Genomic DNA, 21,370 nt, shown 5'->3' on the forward strand with positions numbered 1-21,370 from the left:
GGTTCAGCTTGTACAAATCTGGTTCCGGGGGCTCTCCCCTTTTCTGCTCAATTTGCCTTCCCTTTTATGCACTCTTGGGGTATGCCCAACTTGGTGTTGCTGCTTTGGGGCCGTTTTTGGTAAATCAGCCCCAAAGCAGCAGTCCGTTCTATTTCCCGGCCTGGGCCGATGGTGCCACCGCCAGCGGGTTCCAGTCTTTGAATATCTTCTCCAAGGTGTATTCCTTGGCCTGTTCGGCGGTGAGTTGCCTGGACCATTTCACGCGCCCCTCCTTGGAGGCGCCGGGACCGGTGGAGTTGTACTCGGCGTAAAGGACTTGTTTCTCGGCATCGGGTTTGTTCCAGTTGTGCCAGCCTTCGGGCTTGATGTGCTTGCCCAGGTACGTGTTGAGGAACACCGTCTTCGCGAAGGGTCTCCAGGGGCGGCCCAGGTAATAAGACTTCTCGGGGGCATCGCCGGTGAGCCGGCAGTTCAGGAACACGAACCCGTAGGGCGCGCCCTCGATGGTAGAGGCAGCGGTGATGAAGTTGCCGCCTTTTTTGGCGAAGATCTCGCAGCTCTCAAACACCGCCGTAGACCACCCAAAGATGAAATCTGTGGTGCCCTCTATGTAGCAGTTTCGGTAGTACTGGCGACTTTTCTCGCCGTGCGGGTACAAGGTGTCCTGAAAACCCAGGAAACGGCAGTTCTGGAACATGACTTTATCCCCGTCTATCCTAACAGCCACCGCCTGCCCTACAGGTCCCGAGGAGTTCTCGAACGTGATGTTCTCAGCCGTGAAATCATCCCCGAAGACGAAGAAACTGGTGGACCCGGTGGTGCCCATCTCCTCGCCGAAGCGGTTCTTCTTGGCCGCATAGTCATCAAAGGTGAGGATGGTTTTCTTCACGTCTTCGCCGATCATCTTCACGCCGGTTTTGGTGGCCGGCAAGGTTAGTTTCTCTTTGTAGGTGCCGTTCTTGATGAAGATGGTAGTAGAGTTCTTCCGGAAATCAGGCACCGCGTTGATGGCTTCCTGCACGGTTCTGAAGTTCCCGCTGCCGTCTTTGGCTACCACAAAGTCATATTTCTGCGCCTGTGCAAGCAAGGCCCCAAAAAGCAAGGCCAGCAACAGAAGTGGTTTCTTTAGCGTCATAGTGGTTCTTATTTAGAGGCGGATGTTTTGCCCATGTCCTCGAACTCCAAGGAGGCCATGATGAAGGGCGACACGGCCTTGGGGTCATTGTCGCGCTTCTCCTCGTTGATGTAGTATTCATAGGTCCCGGAGCGGTACGGGGTACCGCCCAGGCCCGCCACTGCGCAAACCTGCGTAATACTGATGGTGCCGTCAGACTCTTTCCGGATCAGGTTCTCCAGAATGCCGTTGTAGCCGCGGCGGGCGTTGTCCATGTATCTCTGGTCTATGTAGCCTTTCCTGGCCGCTTTCACCAAAAAATACGTGAACATGCTGGAAACCGAGGCCTCCCTGTAGTTACCTTCGCGGCCGCCTTTGTCCACTACCTGCCACCAAAGGCCGGTGGAAGCGTCCTGGTACTGGGCGATGGCGCCGGCCATTTTCTGGGTGATTTTCAGAATACCGTCCCTTTTGGGGTGGTGCTGCGGAATGAAGTCCAACACGTCCACCAAAGCCATGGCGTACCAGCCCATGGCGCGGCCCCACACTTCCGGCGAAAGTCCTGTCTGCGGATTGGCCCATCTCTGCTCCCGTTTCTCGTCCCAGCCGTGGTAGAACAGGTTCTTGTCCTGCACATAGGCGTGTTTGTCAATCAACTCAATCTGCAGGGCCACGTCGTTGAAAAGCTGCGGCTCGTTGTAGGTGGCGGCGTACTGGGCCAGGAACGGCGAAGCCATGTACAGGCCGTCCAGCCACATCTGGTGCGGGTAGATTTTCTTGTGCCAGAAACCGCCCTCGGACGTTCTGGGGTGGGTGCGCATCTGGTCGCGCAGTTCATCCAGGGCAATCTTGTATTTCTGTTTCCCGGTCTCGCGGTGCAGGCCGATCAGGAACTTGCCGGGGTTCACGCGGTCAATGTTGTAGTCGGTCTTCTTGTAGGTTTTGATGGTGCCGTTCTCCGTGATCATGGTATCGGCGAAGGCCTTGATGTAGGTGAAGTATTTCCGGTCGCCGGTCCGTTTCCAGACGCGTTCCAGCGCACTCGCGAACAAGCCCTGGGTGTAATCCCACTTCGGCTCCGGCCGGAAGTCAATCATCCAGCCCTGCGGACTGCGCTTCATCTCCGAGTTGGCCATCCAGACGGAGTACGGTTTCCCTGACGGGGAAACGGCACTGATCCCGGAGGAAGAGGACGACTTGCTTGAGCTGCACGCCATGGAGAGTAAGGTGAGCGCGAGAAGGGCGAATTTGCTGAACTTCATAGGGATTGGGGTCTTGTGCTTGGTAAGCGAATGAGGGAGGTATTTCAGTCTACTATTAGGCCGAGGCCTTACTTGTTTGGGTTCCATTTGTCCTGCCCGGCCAACACCAGTTCAGGCTTGTATTTCCTGGCTTCTTTCTTGGAAAGCTGCTTAGACCAGCCCACCCGTTTCTCCGGGGCGGCACCCGGCCCGGTGGACTTGTACTCGGCGTACAGGGTCGTTTTCTCGGCCTCGGGCTTGCCCCAGTTGTGCCAGCCTTCCGGCCTGATGTGTGCACCCAGTTCAGTGTTCAGGAAAACCGTCTGGGCGTAGGGTCGCCAGGGTCTACCCAGGTACACCTTGTCAGTTCCAGGGCTAGCGGTGGTGATGTTGCAGTTCAGGAACACGAACCCGTACGGCTGGTTCTGCGGCGTAGAGGCGGCGGTGATATAGGAATTCTTCTTGCAATGGATGGTGCAGTTCTCAAACACCACCGTGGCCGGACCGAAGATAAAATCGGTGGTGCCTTCAATGTAGCAGTCCTTGTAGTACTGGCGGCTGTTGTCTACCCCGGCATAGATGGTGTCCTGGTCGCCCAGGATGCGGCAGTTCCGGAACACGCAGCGGTCGGCCTCTACGTGCAGCGCCACGGCTTGCCCCACCGGACCGGCATCATTCTGAAACGTGAGGTTCTCGGCCCTGAACTCATTGCCCTGCACCAGCACGGTGTAGGAAGTGAAAGTATTAATGTTGCCTTTGCCCGAGTAGTCGTTCCAGACAATGATGGTTTTATCCCGGTCTTCGCCGATGAAGGAGAGCCTGGTCTTCCAGGAAGAGACCACCAGTTTCTCGCGGTACGTGCCGTTCCTGATGTGGATCTCGATGCGCTCATTGGGAAAGGCCGGAATGGCATCTACCGCCGACTGGATGGTGGTATGGTCTCCGCTCCCGTCCTGGGCCACTACCAGCTTTTTCTGCTGGGCCTGCGCCAGAACCCCCATCAACATCAGAAACAAAAAAGGCATCCACTTTTTCATGGGGTACTATTTTACGAGGCTGTTCAAATACACTTCAATGTTGGAATACTGCTTGTCCAGAGTGAAAGCGGCGGCATCACTGGCGCTGTTCGGGTTCAATTTCTGGGCTACTTCCCACGCGTCTGGCATGCCGTCCTGGTCTTTGTCTGCCGGTGCAGGAATTGACTTCAAGACCGGGTAGCCACCTGCTTCTTCCGGGGTGTCAATGATGCCGTTCTTCTTTTTACCGTTAGCGGATTTGCCGGTTCTTACTTCCTGCACTACGCGGGTATCTACGGCATCACGCTTATGACTGGCCCCGGCACGGCTCAACACGGCTTCAAAAGCGGCCTGCGGTTCCTGGATATTAATAGAAGTAACCTGAAATGGGCTGGCGGCTTTCAAGGCCGTAAGCGAGTCTTTGTTATCGGGCTGCACCCCACCGGCCCAGTTGTCTTGGGAAATGGCTGGAAAGCCCTCCACATGGTTTCCCGCCACGTAGAATTTCCCGACCGGAGACGATGGATTCACAATTCTGTCTTTCTTGGAGGGCGTAGTAGCCGGACCTGCTTTGTAGTAGTTGTTGACCATGTTGTAACGGCCTTTCTCACCGCCGTAGGAGCTGTTCTGCCCCCAGTTATACACCACGTTGTTGGTGAAATCTACCAGTTCGTCTGGGGAGTTGGGCGTGGTGCTGGATCCGCTGAACCGGGGCATCCGGCTGTTATGGCTGGCGAGTAAGTTGTGGTGAAAAGACGCACCCTCTCCTCCCCAGATGCCGCCGTAACCATGTTCACCTTTGGCGTGCACCGAGGCATTCAGGCTTTCAGAGATGATGCTCCATTGCAGCGTGAAGTTCTTGTTGCGGTAAAACGAGGCGCTTTCATCGGTGGCCCAGCTCATGGAGCAATGGTCAATGATGATGTTGCTGTTTCCTTTGTTGGCCCCGAACGCATCGGCTTGTTGGGCAGCCTTGTTGCCCAATCTAAACCGGAGGTAGCGCACCACCACGTTATCTGCCTTGATACTCACTTGGTAATTCTTCAGGCAAATGCCATCACCGGGGGCCGATTGTCCGGCAATGGTGAGGTCGCCGTTGTTGATGTCCAGGTTAGACTCTAATTCTATGATGCCAGAAACCGCAAACACAATGATCCGCGGACCTTTCTTCCGGATGGCTTCCCGTAAGCTGCCAGGCCCGTTGTCGTTCAGATTAGTGACTACTACTACCTGACCGCCGCGCCCACCCGTGGTAAACTTCCCGAAACCCTCTGCCCCTGGGAAAGCCAGCACGTTAGATTGCTCTGAGGCTGAAGTGGTAACTGCTGGGGTTGTTGCAACTGCTGCTGTAGTTTGAATCGCCGGAGGAGTTGGTGTAGCAGGAACGGAGGCTACTTTCTGGGCACAGCCTGAAATTGCCGCCAATTGAATCACTAGCCCGAGGGACGTACTGGTAAAGATGTTGTTTCTGATTTTCATGTACTTCTACTTAACGCTTAACCCCTCTACCCACCTGCTTTTAATGTATTCTCTTACTCTGAGGCGAAAGCTATCTGCATAACCTTCGTCTGTTTTAGAGCCGATTTTGATAAACTAGAGCAAAAAGACATTTTACCTTTTGCCTGCCTATCGGTTTTGATGCTGGTTTCTGGAAAAGGGCCTTAAATCCTTTCTCTGAATTTCACTTTAGCAGCAGCACTTATCCTGCTCCTGTTTTACTTAGAGATTTTCACCTTCACCGGGTTGGCCAGTTCTTCAGCGGTTCTCTGGATGTATTGCTTGAATTCTTCTTCGGTCTTGATGCCGTTCTGCTCTTTTTCCCAGGCCGCCAGGAAGTAATAGTGTGCTCTTCCGTTAGTAGGTTTTAACTGCACTACGTGGCTCAAGGGGTCTTCAGAGAAAGCAATGAAATCAGTTGGGTCGAACAGCACCGCAATCCCGATGTTGTCTGGCGGCGTGTTGAGGCTTTGCTTTCCGTAGGTGTATAGATACCCGAAGCGCTTTCCGGCTTCGCCTTTGTCACTTACCAGTGGGGCGGCTTTGTCTTTGATGAGCCCGGTGGCCAGATTTTGCGGATTTCCGCCGTCTACCCTGATCTGGTGGTGCGTCATTCTGGTACCCGCGTGGATGCTGAGCTGCGAATGTACGTTCAGCTTTTGCCCCGCCACTTGCCAGCCGTAATAGTCGGTGAGAACGGAAGAATACACGGGTCCGTTCTGCGGGATTTTGCTGTAGGTGCTGTCGGTTTTTTCAACGCGTACGGCTTTGCCATCGGTGAACATGGCCAGCGAACCTACTCCCAGGGCCTTGCCAACTTTCAGGACATCCATGCCCCAAGGCTGGTCATTGTGGTAAGAGTCATACCCATCCAATCCGGCTTTCTGCAAAGCCATTTCAGGCGTCTTTTTCCCGAACACGTCTATGGCATTGCGCCAATCCAGGTAAAAGCGGTAACCCACTTTGTCAGACTCCCAGCCCGGACCTTCGTAACGCAGGTAATACGAATGGTCAGTGAGTTCAGAAGGTACCCGTAAAGAGTCAATGTTCTGGAACGTGCCGCCAATGTATTTGCGGTTCTCCCAACGACCACCCACTTTCTTGGACAACTCGGCCTGAGTGCGTTTCGGGTACGTTTTCAGGGAAACGCCCGCTCCTACCGGCCGGATGGTCAGTTTGCGGGTTTCCCCGGCTTTCATCTGGTCCAGGACAAACACCACACCCCGGTTCTCGGCGTCTTTGCTGTTGTACTGGCTAGGAATCTCCTGGCTTCCGTCCAGCACCACCAATCTTTGTTTGTTCGCTGATGATAGTCTCTTCGGGAGGTCTTCTTCTTTGACCAGCACTAGCACACTTTCCCGCTCCCGCTGCAAGGGGTTGGAAACTTCTACGGTAAAAGCATCTGGTGTTTTAGTGGTGCCCGTTTGGGAGGAAGCACAGCCAAGGGAGGAAAGAAGAAGCATACTCAACGCTCCATTGATCCAGGTGGGGTACTTTCTAATCATAGTTGCAGGGGGTAAGAATTGTAAAGTAACTGCCGGAAGTGCCTTGCATTGGGCAGAAAGAACGGGGCCGGTGAGGCTAATCAGGTGAATGCTGCGGATTACATTGCTTATTTTAAGTGAATCAGGCTGAATTCAAATTTTAAGCCGTTTTCAATAAAATAGCCTAAAAACATAAATCAGGGATAGGCACAACTTAAATAGCTGAACCTATCCCCAATGTAATAGCAAATCGTTTACTTAACCCATCTTGGGTCACCAATTGGACCACCGGTTGTACTGACAGTTTTCAATTCAGAGTTGGCTGGCACCTCAAAAGAAGTCGTTGTCCAGTTAGGCAAGGCAATGGTTTTCTGGTTAGCCGGAGTGGCATTGGTAGGAAACGTAAGATCCACCGCAGGTGAAGCGCCATTAGTTAAATTGAACATGTTGTTGTTTCTGATCACAATGTCAGACCCTGCACCACTCGCCCGGAAAGCGGAGTTACCTATTTGCTGTCCGGTTAAAGGTGCGTTCCCTATAATGCTGTTTTGGAGTGTGAAGGTTACCGGTACTGTATTGGCATCAAACAGTAAATAGTTTCTGCCTGTCCCACCTCCGCCAAAGTTGGCGATGGTACATTGGTTGATTAGAATAGTTGGTTTCACAGCAATGGCAGTACTAGCAGCTATAAAAGTTCTTCCAAAGCTGTGGAAGGTCGAATTCTCTAAGGTTAGTGATTCAAACTGTAGTTTTGGCAAGGTGAAGAACACGTAGGTAGTACCAGGAGAAGTGATGCCCGCAATGGTGTTTCTTACTGTGATAGAGGAAATTTTGTGGTCATTGGCATTGGCACCTCTATCTGCTCTGATAAAGCAATTGGCCATATTACTTACCGTGCAATCCTCCACTAAGATGGAAGAGAAGGTGGCAGCTGCCGCATTATTGGCAGAAGTGCCTATGAGGTTCAGAAAATAAGAAGCATTTCCAAGTGCGCCATCAAATTCAATTCCTTTCAGTTTCACCCCAGCTCCGGTTCCCTCCAGAACTACCTCTTTGAAGTTTACCCGGGTAGAGGCAGGGTTTCCGGAAGTAGATTGTAGTGTCACATGTTTGCCTACTATTTGTATGTTTCCACCGCTGGCATTGTAGACACCTGGTTCTAATCCAATTACGTCGCCATTAGCCGCGTTTGCAACTGCAGCAAGGAGATCATCGGCTGGAGAAATAGTATACGTGAAAATACTTGGTTCTTTGGTGGCGAACAAAGTAATTCCTTTGGTAACCGTACCTGCAAAAATCTCCGCGGTATAGGTTGTAGAGGCGGTTAAATTAGAAACTAACACCCGGTTCGCAGCTAAGTCTGCAGGCGTAAGATTGATGGTGATTGGAGTTCCGTTGGCAGGAGTCAAAACAATTCTGGTTAAACCTGCCGTAGGACGCCATCTCAGGATCGCAGTTTTATCTTTGATTTCTGAGGAAAGCGGAGCGTTAAAGATCTGTTCTCCTCTTATCCTGAATCGTGAGCTTACCAGCCACTTTGATTCAGGAGAATTACCATTTGCGTTGGTTTTCACGCGGGCAAAATAATCTTCTTTAATGGTGAGTTGCTCGTCTGTGAAGGTGATGGTGGCTGTATCTGCCTGTGCTGTTAAGATAATTGGTGTCTGGAACAACGTATCTTTGGCTACCTCCACGGTATAAGTTGTAGTACCTGCTACGGTGTTGGCCGGGGTTTTCCAGGATAAGGTTACCTCTGTTTCGCCATTTGCAGATGCAATCACGCCGCCTGGCATGAACATGCGCATGGGCTCAAGTTCCTCTTCGTCTTCTTTACAGGAAACAAATCCCAGTACCAACAACAGAAATACCGGATATAACAACTGAGATAATGTTGATTTAAATGTCTTCATGTCTTTATACGATGTTATATAAAAGGCCCTGATTAGTTTCCGAAATCTTGCGTCAGCCTATAATTCGCGTTCAAGGCAGCCGTTGGGATGGGGAAAAGCTCTGATTTGTTTTCCTGAAACTGGCTGGCAAACAACCGCAGTGGATTAGAGAAATGCTCTGGGGTAATGGCGGCTGCCCAGTTCACTCTGGTGTAACCAGTAGGCGCAACGGTGGTAGGTGCTGGCTTGTACATTACTTCGTTTACATTTCCTCTAATCGGCAAACCATTTGCATCAAGTCCGGCCAGCAAATCAAAGTTCATTGCTTCAGCCTGCGCTGTCACGTTTCTGCCTAAAAGTACATTCGGCTTAAAGAACACGTATTGCGGCACATTGGCATAACGGCCGGTTCTGTTCATCATCTGCTCCATTTTAGCCCTGGTTTCCCGAATCATGGCCGGAAGCAGGTTCCAACGGTACAGGTCATACTTCCTGATTCCTTCGCCCCCAAATTCCAGCAGCCTTTCTTGCTCAATGGCATTAAAGAACCCAGCCTTGGTGGTAGGGGTAGTACCCATTCTGTTTTCATAGGCTACAAACGCTCTCCTTCTTACAGATTCGTAAGCAGATACCGCTTCAGCAGTAGGACCATTCAATTCGTTTTCAGCCTCTGCAAACATTAATAGAACATCTGCATATCTGAGAAGCGGCCAGTTAATGCCCAAGGTCTGGTTGGTACCGGCAATGGTAGTCCAGTATTTTCTGAACTTGCCCTCTCTCATCAAGAGAGGTGTAGACAACGTCTTGTTGTTGTTCGCCTCTACTGAAAAGTACGCTAAGGTCACATCTCTTCTGGCATCGCCAATGGAATCAAATTCATAGAAGTAGGTTGGAACAGATTCTATCAACCCGTTGGCCTGTCCGTAAGTGGTGTTGGCCCCGTTGATTCTAGGCCCGTTTCCGTAACCCAGTTTTGTATCGGTTCTGGCATTTCCGCCGTAGGCACCTACTTCCCAGATCAACTCAAAGGTTGGGTCCAATCTGGTTTCGCCGTGAAGGCTGCGGAAGATGTTTTCATACACCGGATTCAGACGATTCTCTCCCCGTTGAATAATGTCACGGGTTTCATTTCTGGCAATCTCATAGTATTTAAGATAGTCGCTTCTGCGCTCCATCTTCTTGGTTTCTCTGCGCAGAGCATAGCCACCTCTCGCCAATGCGATTCTGGCCCGCAACCCTTTCACGGCTGCTTTGGTCACGCGGGTAGTGGGGTCACCAGACTCTGATCTCCAGGGAACCAACTCAGCAGCCTGCGCCAGATCTGCCAATAAACGGTCATAAATTTCATCTTGATTGGTCTTCTCAATAAACAGATCGGGTAAATCTGAAGAAGGCTCAAATTGTGCGGGTACGTCTCCCCAGTTACGGATCAGTTCATGGTAATACTGCGCCCGCAGGGTGAGGGCTTCGCCCAAAAACTTCCGCATCATGGCCTGGTCAGCGGCAGAACCGCTGGTGTATGCCGCCGAAAGCGGGATGTTCTTGATGCAGATGTTCGCGCGCTCAATGCCCCTGTACAGTTGGTTGAAAGGACCTTCAATATCTGTATTTCCGGCAGCTACCGCATAGTGCGCAATACCCGTTCTGCTCTGCGCATTATGGTCTCCCCCTACCCTGAAATCATCAGCGGCGTTAGGAAACAGGGTAGAGATTCTGCTGCCGTAGCCATTGTCGCCGGGCAGCATGTTGTACACCCCGGTTAACGCGGAGTTGGTGTAGGAAACACTGGTAAAAACGGCATCCTGGGAAAGCGTGGAATCATTCTCTACATCCAGGAAATTGTCGCAGGCCGAGAAGGTGAGGAAGCCTCCCATTGCGGCCGAAAACAGCAGGGACTTGATATATCTATTTTTCATCTGTTGTTCTTTTACAAATTAGAAGGTAACATTCACACCACCCACAATGTACCGGCTGCGCGGATAAGCCGCGTAGTCTACGCCAGGAGTCAAGGCGTTGCGTCTGGTGTTCGCCTCTGGGTCATAGCCCGAGTAACCGGTAATGGTAGCCAGGTTATTCACGGTTCCGTACACTCTCAGTTTTGAGATAACCCGTGTTCTTTTGATCAGAGCATCTGGCAGGGTGTAGCCTAAGGTCAGGTTAGAGATTCTCAGGTAAGAACCGTCTTCAATGGCAAAGGAGTGCAGGAAGTATTGGCCTCTGGCCGGAGTCCAGTACTTGGTGTTCTGGTTCATCTCGGCTAGTCTGGTTGGGTCGGTTACCAAGGCTCCGGTGTTGTCATACCACTTCCAACGGTCGTTCATGAGCGAAAGCATGTTGTTGTCTCTTTGCTCATACAGGGTAGTGAATTCTATCTTGTTGGCGTTGTACACCTTGGCTCCCACAGAGAAGTTCATGAACAAGCTCAGGTCAAACCCATTGTAGGTTACTTGTTGGTTGAAACCACCAAAGAACTTTGGTTGGTTGTTGCCCAGTACTTTTCTGTCATCTAACCCAATCATGGAGGTTCCATTGTCAGGCGTCAGGTCTTTCAGTTTAAGGTCACCGGGCTGCGGGGCTCTGCTACCCAGGGCAATATCGCGGCTGTTGGCTACTCCCTCTTTCAGGACATAGGTATAAACATTGGTTGCTGGGTTCAATGTGGCAGTGAAATCATCCAGGGTATAGAAACCATCCGTCTCATAGCCATAATACTGGCCTACCGGGCTTCCTACTTCCACCAAAAAATCCTGGTAAGAGCTCGTGATCCAACCAGATGCAACCGTGTATGATTTCAATGGCTGTCCCTGGGTATCTGTACCCAGACTTACAATTCGGTTCTTTTGGGTAGTGATGTTAAAGTTAGTAGTCCAGGTTAAATCACCTTTGTCTACCACAGTTGCATTCAACTGCAATTCAATTCCTTTGTTTCTGGTTTCACCTACGTTCTGCAACTGCGTGGTATATCCGCTGGTAGTTGGGATTTGTACCCCTAACAGAAGGTTGCTGGTAGAGTTATCATAGAAGTCTATGCTACCATTCAGTCTGCTGTTCCAGAGAGAGAAGTCCAGAGCCAGGTTTTTAGAAACGGTTGTCTCCCACTTCAAGCGTCTGTTAGCTAACGCCGTAGGAATGAAACCGGGCGTGATCGCTTCGGTATAGGCATACCCTTCGTTGGTATTAGCTTCATAGACAGATCTCCACTGGTCAGGACTGATCCGGTTGTTACCCACGGCCCCAAACCCGAAACGCACTTTCAAGTCATTCAGCCAGTCTCTGGTACCAGACATAAAGGTTTCATCGGCAATGTGCCAAGCCAAAGAGAAGGTGGGGAAGTAACCGGTCCGGTATTCCGGGTCAAACAAAGAAGACTCATCGCGTCTTAACGCTACGTTGGCTCTATACTTCTCTTTGTAGTTGTAGCCCACGCTTCCGAACAAAGAGAAAAGTGTCTCGCCTGATTCACCGGTGGTAGCAGGGCTTTGGATCAAGCCTGCCGGAGGAGTCGCTTTCTGGATACCGGCAAATGCTTGCTCAGGCGTGATGTCTGTAGGCAACCATCTTACCTGTACGCCATTCACTTTGCTGTCTCTTTTCCAGATTTCCTGACCTAACAAGACATTTAAGCCATGGTCCTGGCCAAATTTGGTTCTGTAATTAAGTGTGTTAGAGTTGGTGATGGTGTACTGCTCGCCGCCGGTAATATTTACAACCGGTTGGGCATTGTTCTGTCTGGCCACGGCGGTTACCGGACCGTTGAACTCGTTTCTCTTGCGTTCTGTGGAATTGATCCCGAAAACGCTTTTGAAGGTCAGGTTCTTGATTAAGTCAATGCTAGCGTAGCCATTGAAGATGACATCATTTCTGTTATCATACCTAATTTCCTGATTCGCCAGCAAAACAGGGCTGGTCAGGTTGGTCACGGTAAAATCATTCGGATCAAATTCATTCACCTGATCTTCAAAACCAGGGGCTACAAACGGTCTGAAACGCACGGCATTCCGTAAGCGGTTGGTGCTTTGCGTACCGGTATTAGAGGTACCAACCCCTTCTATTTCCTGACGGCTATAGCGGGTAGTGAAACCAACTTTCACTCTGTCGTTAATGGAGTGGTCAAACTTCAGGGAAGCCAAGGTCCGTACGTTTCCGGAGTTCAGCATGATGCCTTCCTCGTCCACATGGTTCAGGGTGAAGTTGAAAGAGGTGGTTTTGGTACCACCGGTAATACCTACCACGTGGGTTTGGCTTGCGGCGGCACGGCCGAACACTTCTTCCTGCCAGTCAGTAGTAGGCATGTTCTGGTAGATATCCAAGTCTTCGAAACGGCCGTACCGGTCTCTGAAACTGTTGCGTACTTCTTCATTCTGGTTGTAATTATACACCTGGTACTGGTACTGCACGAAATCATATGGATTCATGACATCCAGTTTGTTTACAATCTGTCTAACCCCGGCAAAACCGTTGTACGTTACCTGCGTCGGCATTTCACGGCCGCCTTTGGTGGTGATCACCACCACCCCGTTCGCCCCACGGGCACCATAAATGGCGGTAGAAGCGGCATCTTTCAACACGTCAATGGATTGGATTTCCTGCGGAGACAAGAAAGACAAGGCATTGTCTACCTGAATTCCGTCTACTATGTACAAAGGCTCATTGCTTTGGGTAATAGAGTTACCGCCCCGCACCCTAATGGTAATCTCGGCACCTGGCTGGCCTTCTGAGGTATTCACCTGCACCCCGGCCAAACGGCCCGCCAAGGCTTCAGCGGCGGTACTTACTGGCACATCCTGGATCTGCTTTGCACTCACTGAAGAGACAGAACTGGTCAATTCCCTTCTGGTCACCGGCTGGTAACCTACCACCACCACTTCATCAATCGCTTTTGAATCTGAAACCAGAGCCACATTGATAGTAGTCCTTCCATTGATGGGCACTTCCTGTGACACGAAACCTATGTAAGAAAACACCAGGGTTCCCGTTCCATTAGGCACCGTCAGGGAGAAGTTCCCGTCCACGTCGGTGGCGTTGGCGGTAGTGGTTCCCTTTAAGAGAACGGTCACGCCTGGCAAGCCTTCCTTTTTCTCATCTGTCACTTTCCCGGTGACGGTAACAGTCTGAGCAAAGGCACCCATTACGGCAGTGAAGAAAAAAGCTAGCACCAGCAGGTACCGGCTCCTCTTTAGTAATGCTTGTTGCATAGGTAACAATTTGGTTTTTGATAAAGTGTTAAGGATTTGGGGCAAGACAGGCGGTATGGCATTATTCTGCGCAACCGATTGCATATTTACACCTAATAAAATTCTTTCGCAAAAAAATAGGTCGTTTTTTTGCTACTTTTTAAAATACAACCCCTAAACAAGAGACAGGTTCACCATTTTTTCACTAGGTTAGCAGCGTAGTTTTTTTTCTACTTGGTACTATCTAAACATTTTTATAGCACCAGATAGTATATGGGATTGATAAATTTGTAATTTGCGCAAACGATTACACCATCTACACTTATTCTATGAGCGTACATCATACGACCCGTCACGCCATTCACCCGGCGGACTTCAAGGGTTACGACACCCCCAAACTGCGCCAGGAGTTCTTAATTGAGAACCTATTTGTGGCCGACACCATTCAACTGACTTATACCCTATATGACCGTTTGATCGTGGGCGGCGTGCACCCCGTGAAAGGGCCCGTACGCTTAGATACGTTCCCCACGCTGCGCTCAGAGAATTTCCTGGACCGCCGCGAAATAGGCATCATCAACGTTTCTTCTGACAGCACTGTAACAGTAGACGGCCAGGAATTCCTGGTAAAAAACAAAGAGGCCTTGTACATAGGCAAAGGCGTACAGGAAGTGTTCTTCCATCCGGCGCCCAACGGTGCTGACACGCGCTTCTACTTCAACTCGGCCCCGGCTCACCACACCTACCCCACCAAGAAAGTACAACTGAGCGAAGCCGAGACGGTTGAGTTGGGCTCCCTGGAAACATCTAATGCCAGAACCATCCGCAAGGTGTTGATCAACTCGGTGGTGGAAACCTGCCAGTTGCAGATGGGCGTGACCGAACTGAAACCAGGCAGCGTCTGGAATACCATGCCCGCCCACACCCATGACCGCCGCATGGAAGCGTACTTCTACTTTGAGGTACCAGAAGACCAGACGGTGTGTCATTTCCTGGGCGAGCCGCAGGAGACCCGCCATATCTGGATGCAGAACCAACAAGCCGTTCTTTCTCCGCCGTGGTCCATCCACTCCGGTGCCGGAACCTCCAACTATACCTTTATCTGGGGCATGGCCGGGGAGAACCTGGATTACAATGACATGGACAAAGTAGCCACCACTGACCTTAAATAACCGAAGATGACAAACCTTTTCGATTTAACCGGAAAAGTAGCGTTGGTTACCGGCGCCACGCACGGCTTAGGCATGGCCATGGCTACCGCCTTGGGTAAAGCCGGGGCCACCTTGGTGGTGAACGGCAACACACCCGAGAAAATGGAGAAAGCGCTGGAAGCCTACCGGCAGGAAGGCCTGGACGTAAAAGGTTACCTGTTTGACGTCACTAATGAAGAGTTGGCGAAAGAAAACATAGCCCGCATTGAACAGGAAGTAGGCCCTATCGCCATTTTGGTCAACAACGCGGGCATGATCCAGCGCACTCCTGCCCTGGAGATGGAAGTAGCCGATTTTAGGAAAGTGCTGGACGTGGACCTTACCGGTCCGTTCATCATGTCCAAGACGGTGGGCAAGTACATGGTAGAACGCCGGGCGGGCAAGATCATCAACATCTGCTCCATGATGAGCGAACTGGGCCGTGACACGGTGAGTGCGTACGCCGCCGCTAAAGGCGGTCTGAAGATGCTTACCAAGAACCTGGCCACCGAATGGGCCCGCTACAATGTGCAGGTAAACGGCATTGGCCCAGGGTATTTCGCCACGGAACAGACCGCCCCCATCAGAGTAGACGGAAACCCGTTCAACGAGTTCATCATCCACCGCACGCCCGCCGGCCGCTGGGGCGACCCCGAAGACCTGGCCGGAACCACCGTGTTCCTTTCCAGCAAAGCCAGCGACTTCGTGAACGGGCAGATCATCTACGTGGACGGCGGCATCCTGGCCACCATAGGAAAACCCAGCAACGAGCGGTAGGGATACTGCTTCGGGGAGAAATGTGTTGTAGATCTTGACATCCCTACATGGCAACTAATCAAATGGCCAATAAACCGAAGGTGACTATTCACCACATAGCTGAGAAGCTCAACATCACGGCATCCACCGTTTCCCGGGCGTTGAACGACAACCCCAGAATCAGTGAGATCACCAAAAAGGCTGTTTTAAAAGCGGCCAAGCAGTTGAACTATCAGCCTAATAACATTGCCGCGGCCTTACGCAACGGCAAGAGCTACATTATTGGCATCATTGTGCCCACGGCAGACCGTGCCTTCTTCGCCTCCGTGGTACGCGGCATTGAGGAAATCGCCAATAAACTGAATTACAAGGTGATCATCTCGCAGTCATATGACAACTACGAGAAGGAAGTACAAACCATTGACGCCCTGCTGAGTGCCCGGGTAGACGGCATTATTGCCTCCATAGGCAAGAACACCGAGAACTTTGACCACTACAAACGCTGCCAGGAAAAAGGGATTCCGCTGGTTCTGTTTGACCGCACCACTGATGCCCTAGAAGTAAGCCAGGTAGTGATTGATGACTATTTAGGTGCCTACAAAGTAGTGGAACACCTTATTCAGCAAGGGTGCCGCCGCATTGCCCACTTTACCAGCCCCAAAAAAGTGAGCGTTTTCAAGGAACGTTTGCGCGGGTACATGGATGCCCTCAGGGACTACGAAGTTCCTTTTGACGAGTCGTTGGTGATCAAGAGCAACCTTCAATTGGAAGACGGCAGGGCCGGCATGGAGGCCCTACTGGAACTGGACGTAAAACCCGATGCCGTTTTCTCGGCGTCAGATTACGGGGCCATGGGAGCTTTGCAGGTGTTAAAGGAGAAAGGCATCAGAGTACCGCAGGAAATTGCGCTGGCCGGTTTCGGGAATGAGCCTTTTACCTCCTTTTCTGACCCCGCGCTCACCACCGTTGACCAGTTCAGCTTAACCATGGGACGCATCACCGCCGAGCTTTTCTTCGAGAACTTTAAAGCCGGTCCAGACAAGAAACTGGTACCCCAGAAAACCGTGCTGAAACCCGAATTGATCATAAGAGGATCTTCCCTTAAAGCTGATTCTCAAGAGAAATAAAACCAGGAACCTTTCCTTAATAGGAATGTACAGGCGATGTACTTGCGTTTAGCTCCCTTTTTCTGAAAACAGAGCTTTAAACGCGTTTACAGCCCTTTATCCTGAAAGTGGAAGGAAAACATCTTCCCAGCCTGAAGAAAATAAACGAGCAAAAAGAATCCGTTTCTCTCCCAACAAATCAAAAAATATGCAGCAACTGAACAGAAGCACCGCCCAGATTACCCAGACAAGACCCACCAAAGTAATACAGTTTGGCGAGGGAAACTTCCTGCGCGGTTTTGTAGATTGGATTATTGACATCCTCAACGAGAAAACAGATTTCAACGGCAACGTGGAGATTATCCAGCCGCTCGATAAAGGCATTTACCAGTTACTGAATCAGCAGGATGGCTTGTACCACCTGGTGCTGGAAGGAATTCAGGAGGGGCAAACGGTTCAGGAAACCAGATTGATTACCTGCGTCAGCAACGCCCTGAGCGCGTACGCCGATTACGAACAGTACCTGAAATTAGGCGAGAACCCAGACATGGAGTTTGTCATCTCCAACACCACGGAGGCAGGTATCAGCTTTGACCCAGCAGATACTTCTTTTGAAACCACACCTAACTCGTTTCCGGGCAAACTGACTGCTTTGCTGTACCGCCGCTTCACGCATTTTGACGGGGCTAAAGACAAAGCTCTTACCATTATCCCGTGCGAACTGATTGAGAAAAATGGTGAGAACCTTCGTCAGACCATTCTTCAGTTCGCGGAGTTGTGGAACCTCCCAGCTGAGTTCACTTCCTGGATCCAGAATGACACTATCTTCTGCAATACCTTGGTAGACCGCATTGTACCGGGCTTCCCGAAAGACACGATCAAAGAAATCCAGCAGAACCTGGGCTTTGAAGACAACCTGGTGGTGAAAGCAGAGCCTTTCCATTTGTGGGTAATTGAGGCCCCTGAATCAGTAGCCAAAGCCTTCCCGACTGACCAAGCTGGTTTACAGGTGAAGTTTGTGGACGACCTTACGCCGTACAGAACCCGCAAAGTGCGCATCTTAAACGGTGCCCATACTGCCTTAGTACCGGTAGCTTACCTGCAAGGGTTGCGCACCGTGCGTGAAGCCGTGGAAGACGAAAAAGCTGGCACGTTCATCAAGGAAGCCATTTTTGAGGAAATCATCCCAACGCTTGACCTTTCTGCCGAGGAACTGAACCAGTTCGCCAATGACGTGATAGAGCGCTTCCAAAACCCGTTCATCCGCCACGAGTTGCAATCCATTGCCCTGAACTCGGTTTCTAAATACAAGGTGCGGGTGTTGCCATCGGTGCTGGAGTACCAAAAGCGCCAAGGCCAGTTGCCGCAGCGTCTGTTGCACTCTTTGGCAGCCATGATCCTGTTTTACAAAGGAGAATATAATGGGGAGCCAACTCCGGTGAGTGATACTCCAGATGTGGTAGAGTTCTTTGCCGCAGCGTGGCAAAAAGACTCAGTAGAGGAAACTGTAGCCGCCGTATTAGCCAATCAGGATTTCTGGGGAACCGACCTGACCCAAGTAGCGAACCTGCAAGATACAGTCACCAAACAATTGGTGCTTCTTCAGCAACAAGAGCAGGTGGGGTTGTCTAAATAGTACCTTCCGCTTACTCTTGTTTAGTAGGAATAGGTACACCCAGTTGGGCATATCTGTTTTTAACCTATTTTCATGAAATCACCCGGAAAATGCAGCAGCTGGTTAGCCAGAGATGAGTGCATTTTCCGCTTCTTTCCATTAAAACACCACGTACGTACATGTCATTTTTAGACGATAACTTTTTACTTCAGACCAAGACGGCCCAAACGTTATACCATGAGCATGCCAAGCACATGCCCATCATTGACTACCACTGCCACCTGAATCCGGAGGACATTGCCAACGATAGAAAATTCAACAACCTGACGCAGATCTGGTTGGAGGGTGACCATTACAAGTGGCGTGCCATGCGGACCAACGGCATCCCAGAGCGTTTCTGCACCGGCGATGCCGAGGATTACGCGAAGTTTGAGAAGTGGGCGCAAACCGTTCCGTTTACCATGCGGAATCCTTTGTACCACTGGACGCACATGGAGCTGAAAAGACCCTTCGGGATTGAGAGAGTGCTAAACCCCGAGAGCGCCCGCTCCATCTATGACGAAGCCACCGCTTTGTTGCAGACACCGGAGTACAGCGTACGCGGCATTCTGAGGAAAATGAACGTGGTGATTATCTGCACCACCGATGATCCAATTGATTCTCTAGAGCACCACCAAAAGATTGCCGCCGATGATTTCGGCATCAAGGTGTTGCCTACCTTCCGTCCGGACAAGGCCATGGCCATTGAAGACGCGGGGTATCTAACCTATCTGCAGAAACTGGAAGCCGCTTCCGGCGTTTCCATCAGCAAGTACCAAGATTTACTAGATGCTTTAAAACAGCGCCATGATTTCTTCCACGCCCAGGGCGGACGTTTGTCTGACCATGGTTTGGAAACCATGTACGCCGAAGAATACACTGACCAGGAGATTAGCCAGATCTTCGAAAAAGCACTGCAGAAACAAGCGTTGACGCAGGATGAAGTGCTGAAATTCAAGTCTGCCATGCTGGTAGAACTGGCCTTGATGGACCACGCCAAAGGCTGGACCCAGCAGTTCCATTTGGGTGCACTCCGTAACAACAACACCCGCATGATGCGCGAACTAGGCGCAGACACCGGATTTGATTCCATCGGGGATTTTGACGTGGCCCGTCCACTGTCTAAGTTCATGGACAAGTTGGACAACTCTAACCAACTGGCCAAAACCATCCTGTACAACCTGAACCCGAGCCAAAACGAGCTCTACGCCACCATGATTGGAAACTTCAATGATGGCAGCACGCCAGGCAAGATTCAGTACGGATCGGCGTGGTGGTTCCTGGATCAGAAACAAGGCATGGAAGAGCAAATGAATGCCCTATCTAACATGGGCTTGCTGAGCCGCTTTGTTGGGATGTTGACAGACTCCCGCAGTTTCCTCTCCTACCCACGCCACGAGTATTTCAGAAGAATCCTGTGCAACATGCTGGGCAATGACGTGGAGAACGGTGAACTACCGTCTTCAGAAATGGCCTGGATTGGCCAGATGGTAGAGAACATCTGCTACAACAACGCCAAAAACTACTTCAACTTCTAAGGGATGACTGCAGGGAAAGTCTTATCATTTGGAGAACTGCTCCTGAGAATCTGCCCCGATGGCGACGGCCAGTGGTTGGGCGAGAACAAATTGCCGTTCTATGTAGGCGGCGCTGAACTGAACGTAGCCACAGCCCTCGCGCTGTGGGGCGTTCCCTCAGCGTACCTCACGGCGCTGCCCGAGAACTTCATCTCGGAGCAGTTGGTGGGCTATATGCAGGACCGCCAGATTGATACTACTCCGGTCGTGATGCAGGGCGACCGCATTGGGTTATATTACTTGCCCAAAGGCAAAGACCTCAAAAACGCGGGTGTGATTTATGACCGTGCGGGCTCGGCGTACGCCGATCTTACGCCCGGTACCATCAACTGGGATGCGGTGTTTGAAGGTGTGAGCTGGTTCCATTTCAGTGCCATCTGCCCCGCCATCAATCAGAACGTGGCCGATGTCTGCGAAGAAGCCTTGAAAGAAGCTTCGGAAAGGAACATCTTTATTTCCCTGGACCTGAACTACCGCGCCAAGCTGTGGAAATACGGCAAAGACCCGGTGGAGGTAATACCCGCCTTAGCTGCTTCCTGTGATTTGATCATGGGCAACGTGTGGGCTGCCAACAAGATGCTGGGCATGCCGCTGCAGGAAGAACTGGTAGCCGACATTGAGAAAGAAAAACTGTTGCAGCACGCCACGCTCACCTCAGAAGCAATCCTGAAAGAATTCCCGAAGTGTAAAATAGTCGCCAACACCTTCCGTTTTGACCATGGAGCCAAAGGCATTCGGTATTTTACTACGCTGTACACCCAAGGCGAACTGCAGGTGTCACAGGAGTATGTGGTTGACCAGATTGTAGACAAAGTGGGCAGCGGTGACTGTTTCATGGCTGGCCTGATTTATGGCTTCTTTCACCAAAACAGCCCTAAAACGACTTTGGAATTTGCCACGGCTGCGGCCTTCAAAAAATTATTCATTGAGAGCGACGCTACCACCACCTCGGTAGCCGAGATTGAAGAAACCATCAGAGAATATGCCAACTAAAGAAACCGCCCTCCAGGCGATTGTTGACCAGGGCTTACTGCCTTTGTTCTTCTATGAAAGCCCCGAGGTGAGCCTGGAAATCATTAGAACCTTGTACAAGGCCGGTGTGAGAACGCTGGAGTACACCAACCGTGGTGCCGCTGCACTGGAAAACTTCACGTATCTGAAATCAGAGCTGAAAACGTACGAAGACTTGCACCTAGGCATTGGGACCATCAAGACCGTGCAGCAGGCCAACGACTTCTTGAAAGCCGGTGCTGACTACGTGGTGGCTCCTATTGTAGACGCGCAGGTGGGAAATCTGGTGCACGAGGCTGGTTTACTTTGGATTCCGGGTTGCTTCTCTCCTACTGAGATTCATGTGGCGCAGCAGGCGCAGGCAGCACTGATCAAGCTGTTCCCGGCCAATATTCTAGGTCCGGCATTCCTGTCTTCCATCAAAGAATTGTTCCCGGGTCAGTTGTTCATCCCAACCGGCGGCGTGGAAATGGAGGAAGAGAACATCAGAACCTGGTTCAAGGCGGGCGTTTGTGCCGTGGGCATGGGCAGCAAGCTCATCAGCAAAGACATCCTCGCTGGTCAACAATATGACCGATTACATGATTTGACGCAGCAGGCATTGAGCTTAGTAAAAACCAGCCGGTCTTAGGGCACCCTTACAGCAACTAACAAACAAACC

At 51.1% G+C, this 21,370-nt stretch carries 15 protein-coding genes; 7 read left to right on the plus strand and 8 right to left on the minus strand.

The features are described from left to right. Positions 1-148: 148 nt before the first annotated feature. The 8 genes from ACY0JR_RS12290 to ACY0JR_RS12325 all read right to left on the minus strand — a co-directional run bounded on the left by ACY0JR_RS12290 (position 149) and on the right by ACY0JR_RS12325 (position 13,436). A complete protein-coding gene (locus ACY0JR_RS12290) occupies positions 149-1,135 on the minus strand; it encodes a pectinesterase family protein (protein WP_462634391.1) in 987 nt (328 codons plus the stop codon). 8 nt (positions 1,136-1,143) lie between these two features. After that, a complete protein-coding gene (locus ACY0JR_RS12295) occupies positions 1,144-2,376 on the minus strand; it encodes a glycoside hydrolase family 88/105 protein (RefSeq protein WP_462634392.1) in 1,233 nt (410 codons plus the stop codon). A gap of 68 nt (positions 2,377-2,444) precedes the next feature. Continuing rightward, positions 2,445-3,392 (minus strand): pectinesterase family protein, encoded by a 948-nt coding sequence (locus ACY0JR_RS12300; RefSeq protein ID WP_462634393.1) that lies wholly within the window; start codon positions 3,390-3,392, stop codon positions 2,445-2,447. Between the two features lie 6 nt (positions 3,393-3,398). Next, the gene (locus tag ACY0JR_RS12305; protein WP_462634394.1) at positions 3,399-4,850 is read right to left on the minus strand and encodes a pectate lyase family protein; all 1,452 of its coding nucleotides are present in this window, start codon (positions 4,848-4,850) and stop codon (positions 3,399-3,401) included. Between the two features lie 236 nt (positions 4,851-5,086). Continuing rightward, the gene (locus ACY0JR_RS12310) at positions 5,087-6,373 is read right to left on the minus strand and encodes a DUF4861 domain-containing protein (RefSeq protein ID WP_462634395.1); all 1,287 of its coding nucleotides are present in this window, start codon (positions 6,371-6,373) and stop codon (positions 5,087-5,089) included. Positions 6,374-6,606: 233 nt separating this feature from the next. Continuing rightward, entirely contained in the window at positions 6,607-8,262 is a 1,656-nt protein-coding gene (locus ACY0JR_RS12315) for a DUF4957 domain-containing protein (protein ID WP_462634396.1), read from the minus strand. Between the two features lie 32 nt (positions 8,263-8,294). Next, the gene (locus tag ACY0JR_RS12320) at positions 8,295-10,157 is read right to left on the minus strand and encodes a RagB/SusD family nutrient uptake outer membrane protein (protein ID WP_462634397.1); all 1,863 of its coding nucleotides are present in this window, start codon (positions 10,155-10,157) and stop codon (positions 8,295-8,297) included. Between the two features lie 18 nt (positions 10,158-10,175). After that, complete coding sequence (locus tag ACY0JR_RS12325; protein ID WP_462634398.1) at positions 10,176-13,436, minus strand: SusC/RagA family TonB-linked outer membrane protein; 3,261 nt, start codon at positions 13,434-13,436, stop codon at positions 10,176-10,178. Positions 13,437-13,744: 308 nt separating this feature from the next. Here ACY0JR_RS12325 and kduI point away from each other — a divergent pair, with 308 nt between their 5' ends. From kduI to ACY0JR_RS12360, 7 genes are all read left to right on the plus strand, one after another. Further along, positions 13,745-14,587, plus strand: coding sequence for a 5-dehydro-4-deoxy-D-glucuronate isomerase (gene kduI, locus ACY0JR_RS12330; protein ID WP_462634399.1), 843 nt, complete (start codon positions 13,745-13,747; stop codon positions 14,585-14,587). 6 nt (positions 14,588-14,593) lie between these two features. Then, positions 14,594-15,382: a gluconate 5-dehydrogenase gene (locus tag ACY0JR_RS12335; RefSeq protein ID WP_462634400.1), complete on the plus strand. Its 789-nt coding sequence runs from the start codon at positions 14,594-14,596 to the stop codon at positions 15,380-15,382. A 62-nt stretch (positions 15,383-15,444) separates the two neighbouring features. Then, positions 15,445-16,488, plus strand: coding sequence for a LacI family DNA-binding transcriptional regulator (locus ACY0JR_RS12340; RefSeq protein WP_462634443.1), 1,044 nt, complete (start codon positions 15,445-15,447; stop codon positions 16,486-16,488). A gap of 187 nt (positions 16,489-16,675) precedes the next feature. Then, entirely contained in the window at positions 16,676-18,103 is a 1,428-nt protein-coding gene (locus tag ACY0JR_RS12345; RefSeq protein WP_462634401.1) for a tagaturonate reductase, read from the plus strand. 158 nt (positions 18,104-18,261) lie between these two features. After that, positions 18,262-19,659, plus strand: a complete 1,398-nt coding sequence (uxaC, locus tag ACY0JR_RS12350) for a glucuronate isomerase (protein WP_462634402.1) — start codon at positions 18,262-18,264, stop codon at positions 19,657-19,659. A gap of 3 nt (positions 19,660-19,662) precedes the next feature. Beyond that, positions 19,663-20,691 (plus strand): PfkB family carbohydrate kinase, encoded by a 1,029-nt coding sequence (locus ACY0JR_RS12355; protein WP_462634403.1) that lies wholly within the window; start codon positions 19,663-19,665, stop codon positions 20,689-20,691. Then, positions 20,681-21,340, plus strand: a complete 660-nt coding sequence (locus ACY0JR_RS12360; RefSeq protein WP_462634404.1) for a bifunctional 4-hydroxy-2-oxoglutarate aldolase/2-dehydro-3-deoxy-phosphogluconate aldolase — start codon at positions 20,681-20,683, stop codon at positions 21,338-21,340. The genes ACY0JR_RS12355 and ACY0JR_RS12360 overlap by 11 nt, the downstream gene beginning before the upstream one ends. Positions 21,341-21,370 lie beyond the last annotated feature (30 nt).

It is taken from the genome of Rufibacter sp. JT3400010, assembly GCF_054956755.1.

What these genes read in the sequence shown, in the direction of transcription:
- ACY0JR_RS12290 (WP_462634391.1), bottom strand. Translation starts at nt 1,135, where the DNA reads ATGACGCTAAAGAAACCACTTCTGTTGCTGGCCTTGCTTTTTGGGGCC.
- ACY0JR_RS12295 (WP_462634392.1), bottom strand. Translation starts at nt 2,376, where the DNA reads ATGAAGTTCAGCAAATTCGCCCTTCTCGCGCTCACCTTACTCTCCATG.
- ACY0JR_RS12300 (WP_462634393.1), bottom strand. Translation starts at nt 3,392, where the DNA reads ATGAAAAAGTGGATGCCTTTTTTGTTTCTGATGTTGATGGGGGTTCTG.
- ACY0JR_RS12305 (WP_462634394.1), bottom strand. Translation starts at nt 4,850, where the DNA reads ATGAAAATCAGAAACAACATCTTTACCAGTACGTCCCTCGGGCTAGTG.
- ACY0JR_RS12310 (WP_462634395.1), bottom strand. Translation starts at nt 6,373, where the DNA reads ATGATTAGAAAGTACCCCACCTGGATCAATGGAGCGTTGAGTATGCTT.
- ACY0JR_RS12315 (WP_462634396.1), bottom strand. Translation starts at nt 8,262, where the DNA reads ATGAAGACATTTAAATCAACATTATCTCAGTTGTTATATCCGGTATTT.
- ACY0JR_RS12320 (WP_462634397.1), bottom strand. Translation starts at nt 10,157, where the DNA reads ATGAAAAATAGATATATCAAGTCCCTGCTGTTTTCGGCCGCAATGGGA.
- ACY0JR_RS12325 (WP_462634398.1), bottom strand. Translation starts at nt 13,436, where the DNA reads ATGCAACAAGCATTACTAAAGAGGAGCCGGTACCTGCTGGTGCTAGCT.
- kduI (WP_462634399.1), top strand. Translation starts at nt 13,745, where the DNA reads ATGAGCGTACATCATACGACCCGTCACGCCATTCACCCGGCGGACTTC.
- ACY0JR_RS12335 (WP_462634400.1), top strand. Translation starts at nt 14,594, where the DNA reads ATGACAAACCTTTTCGATTTAACCGGAAAAGTAGCGTTGGTTACCGGC.
- ACY0JR_RS12340 (WP_462634443.1), top strand. Translation starts at nt 15,445, where the DNA reads ATGGCCAATAAACCGAAGGTGACTATTCACCACATAGCTGAGAAGCTC.
- ACY0JR_RS12345 (WP_462634401.1), top strand. Translation starts at nt 16,676, where the DNA reads ATGCAGCAACTGAACAGAAGCACCGCCCAGATTACCCAGACAAGACCC.
- uxaC (WP_462634402.1), top strand. Translation starts at nt 18,262, where the DNA reads ATGTCATTTTTAGACGATAACTTTTTACTTCAGACCAAGACGGCCCAA.
- ACY0JR_RS12355 (WP_462634403.1), top strand. Translation starts at nt 19,663, where the DNA reads ATGACTGCAGGGAAAGTCTTATCATTTGGAGAACTGCTCCTGAGAATC.
- ACY0JR_RS12360 (WP_462634404.1), top strand. Translation starts at nt 20,681, where the DNA reads ATGCCAACTAAAGAAACCGCCCTCCAGGCGATTGTTGACCAGGGCTTA.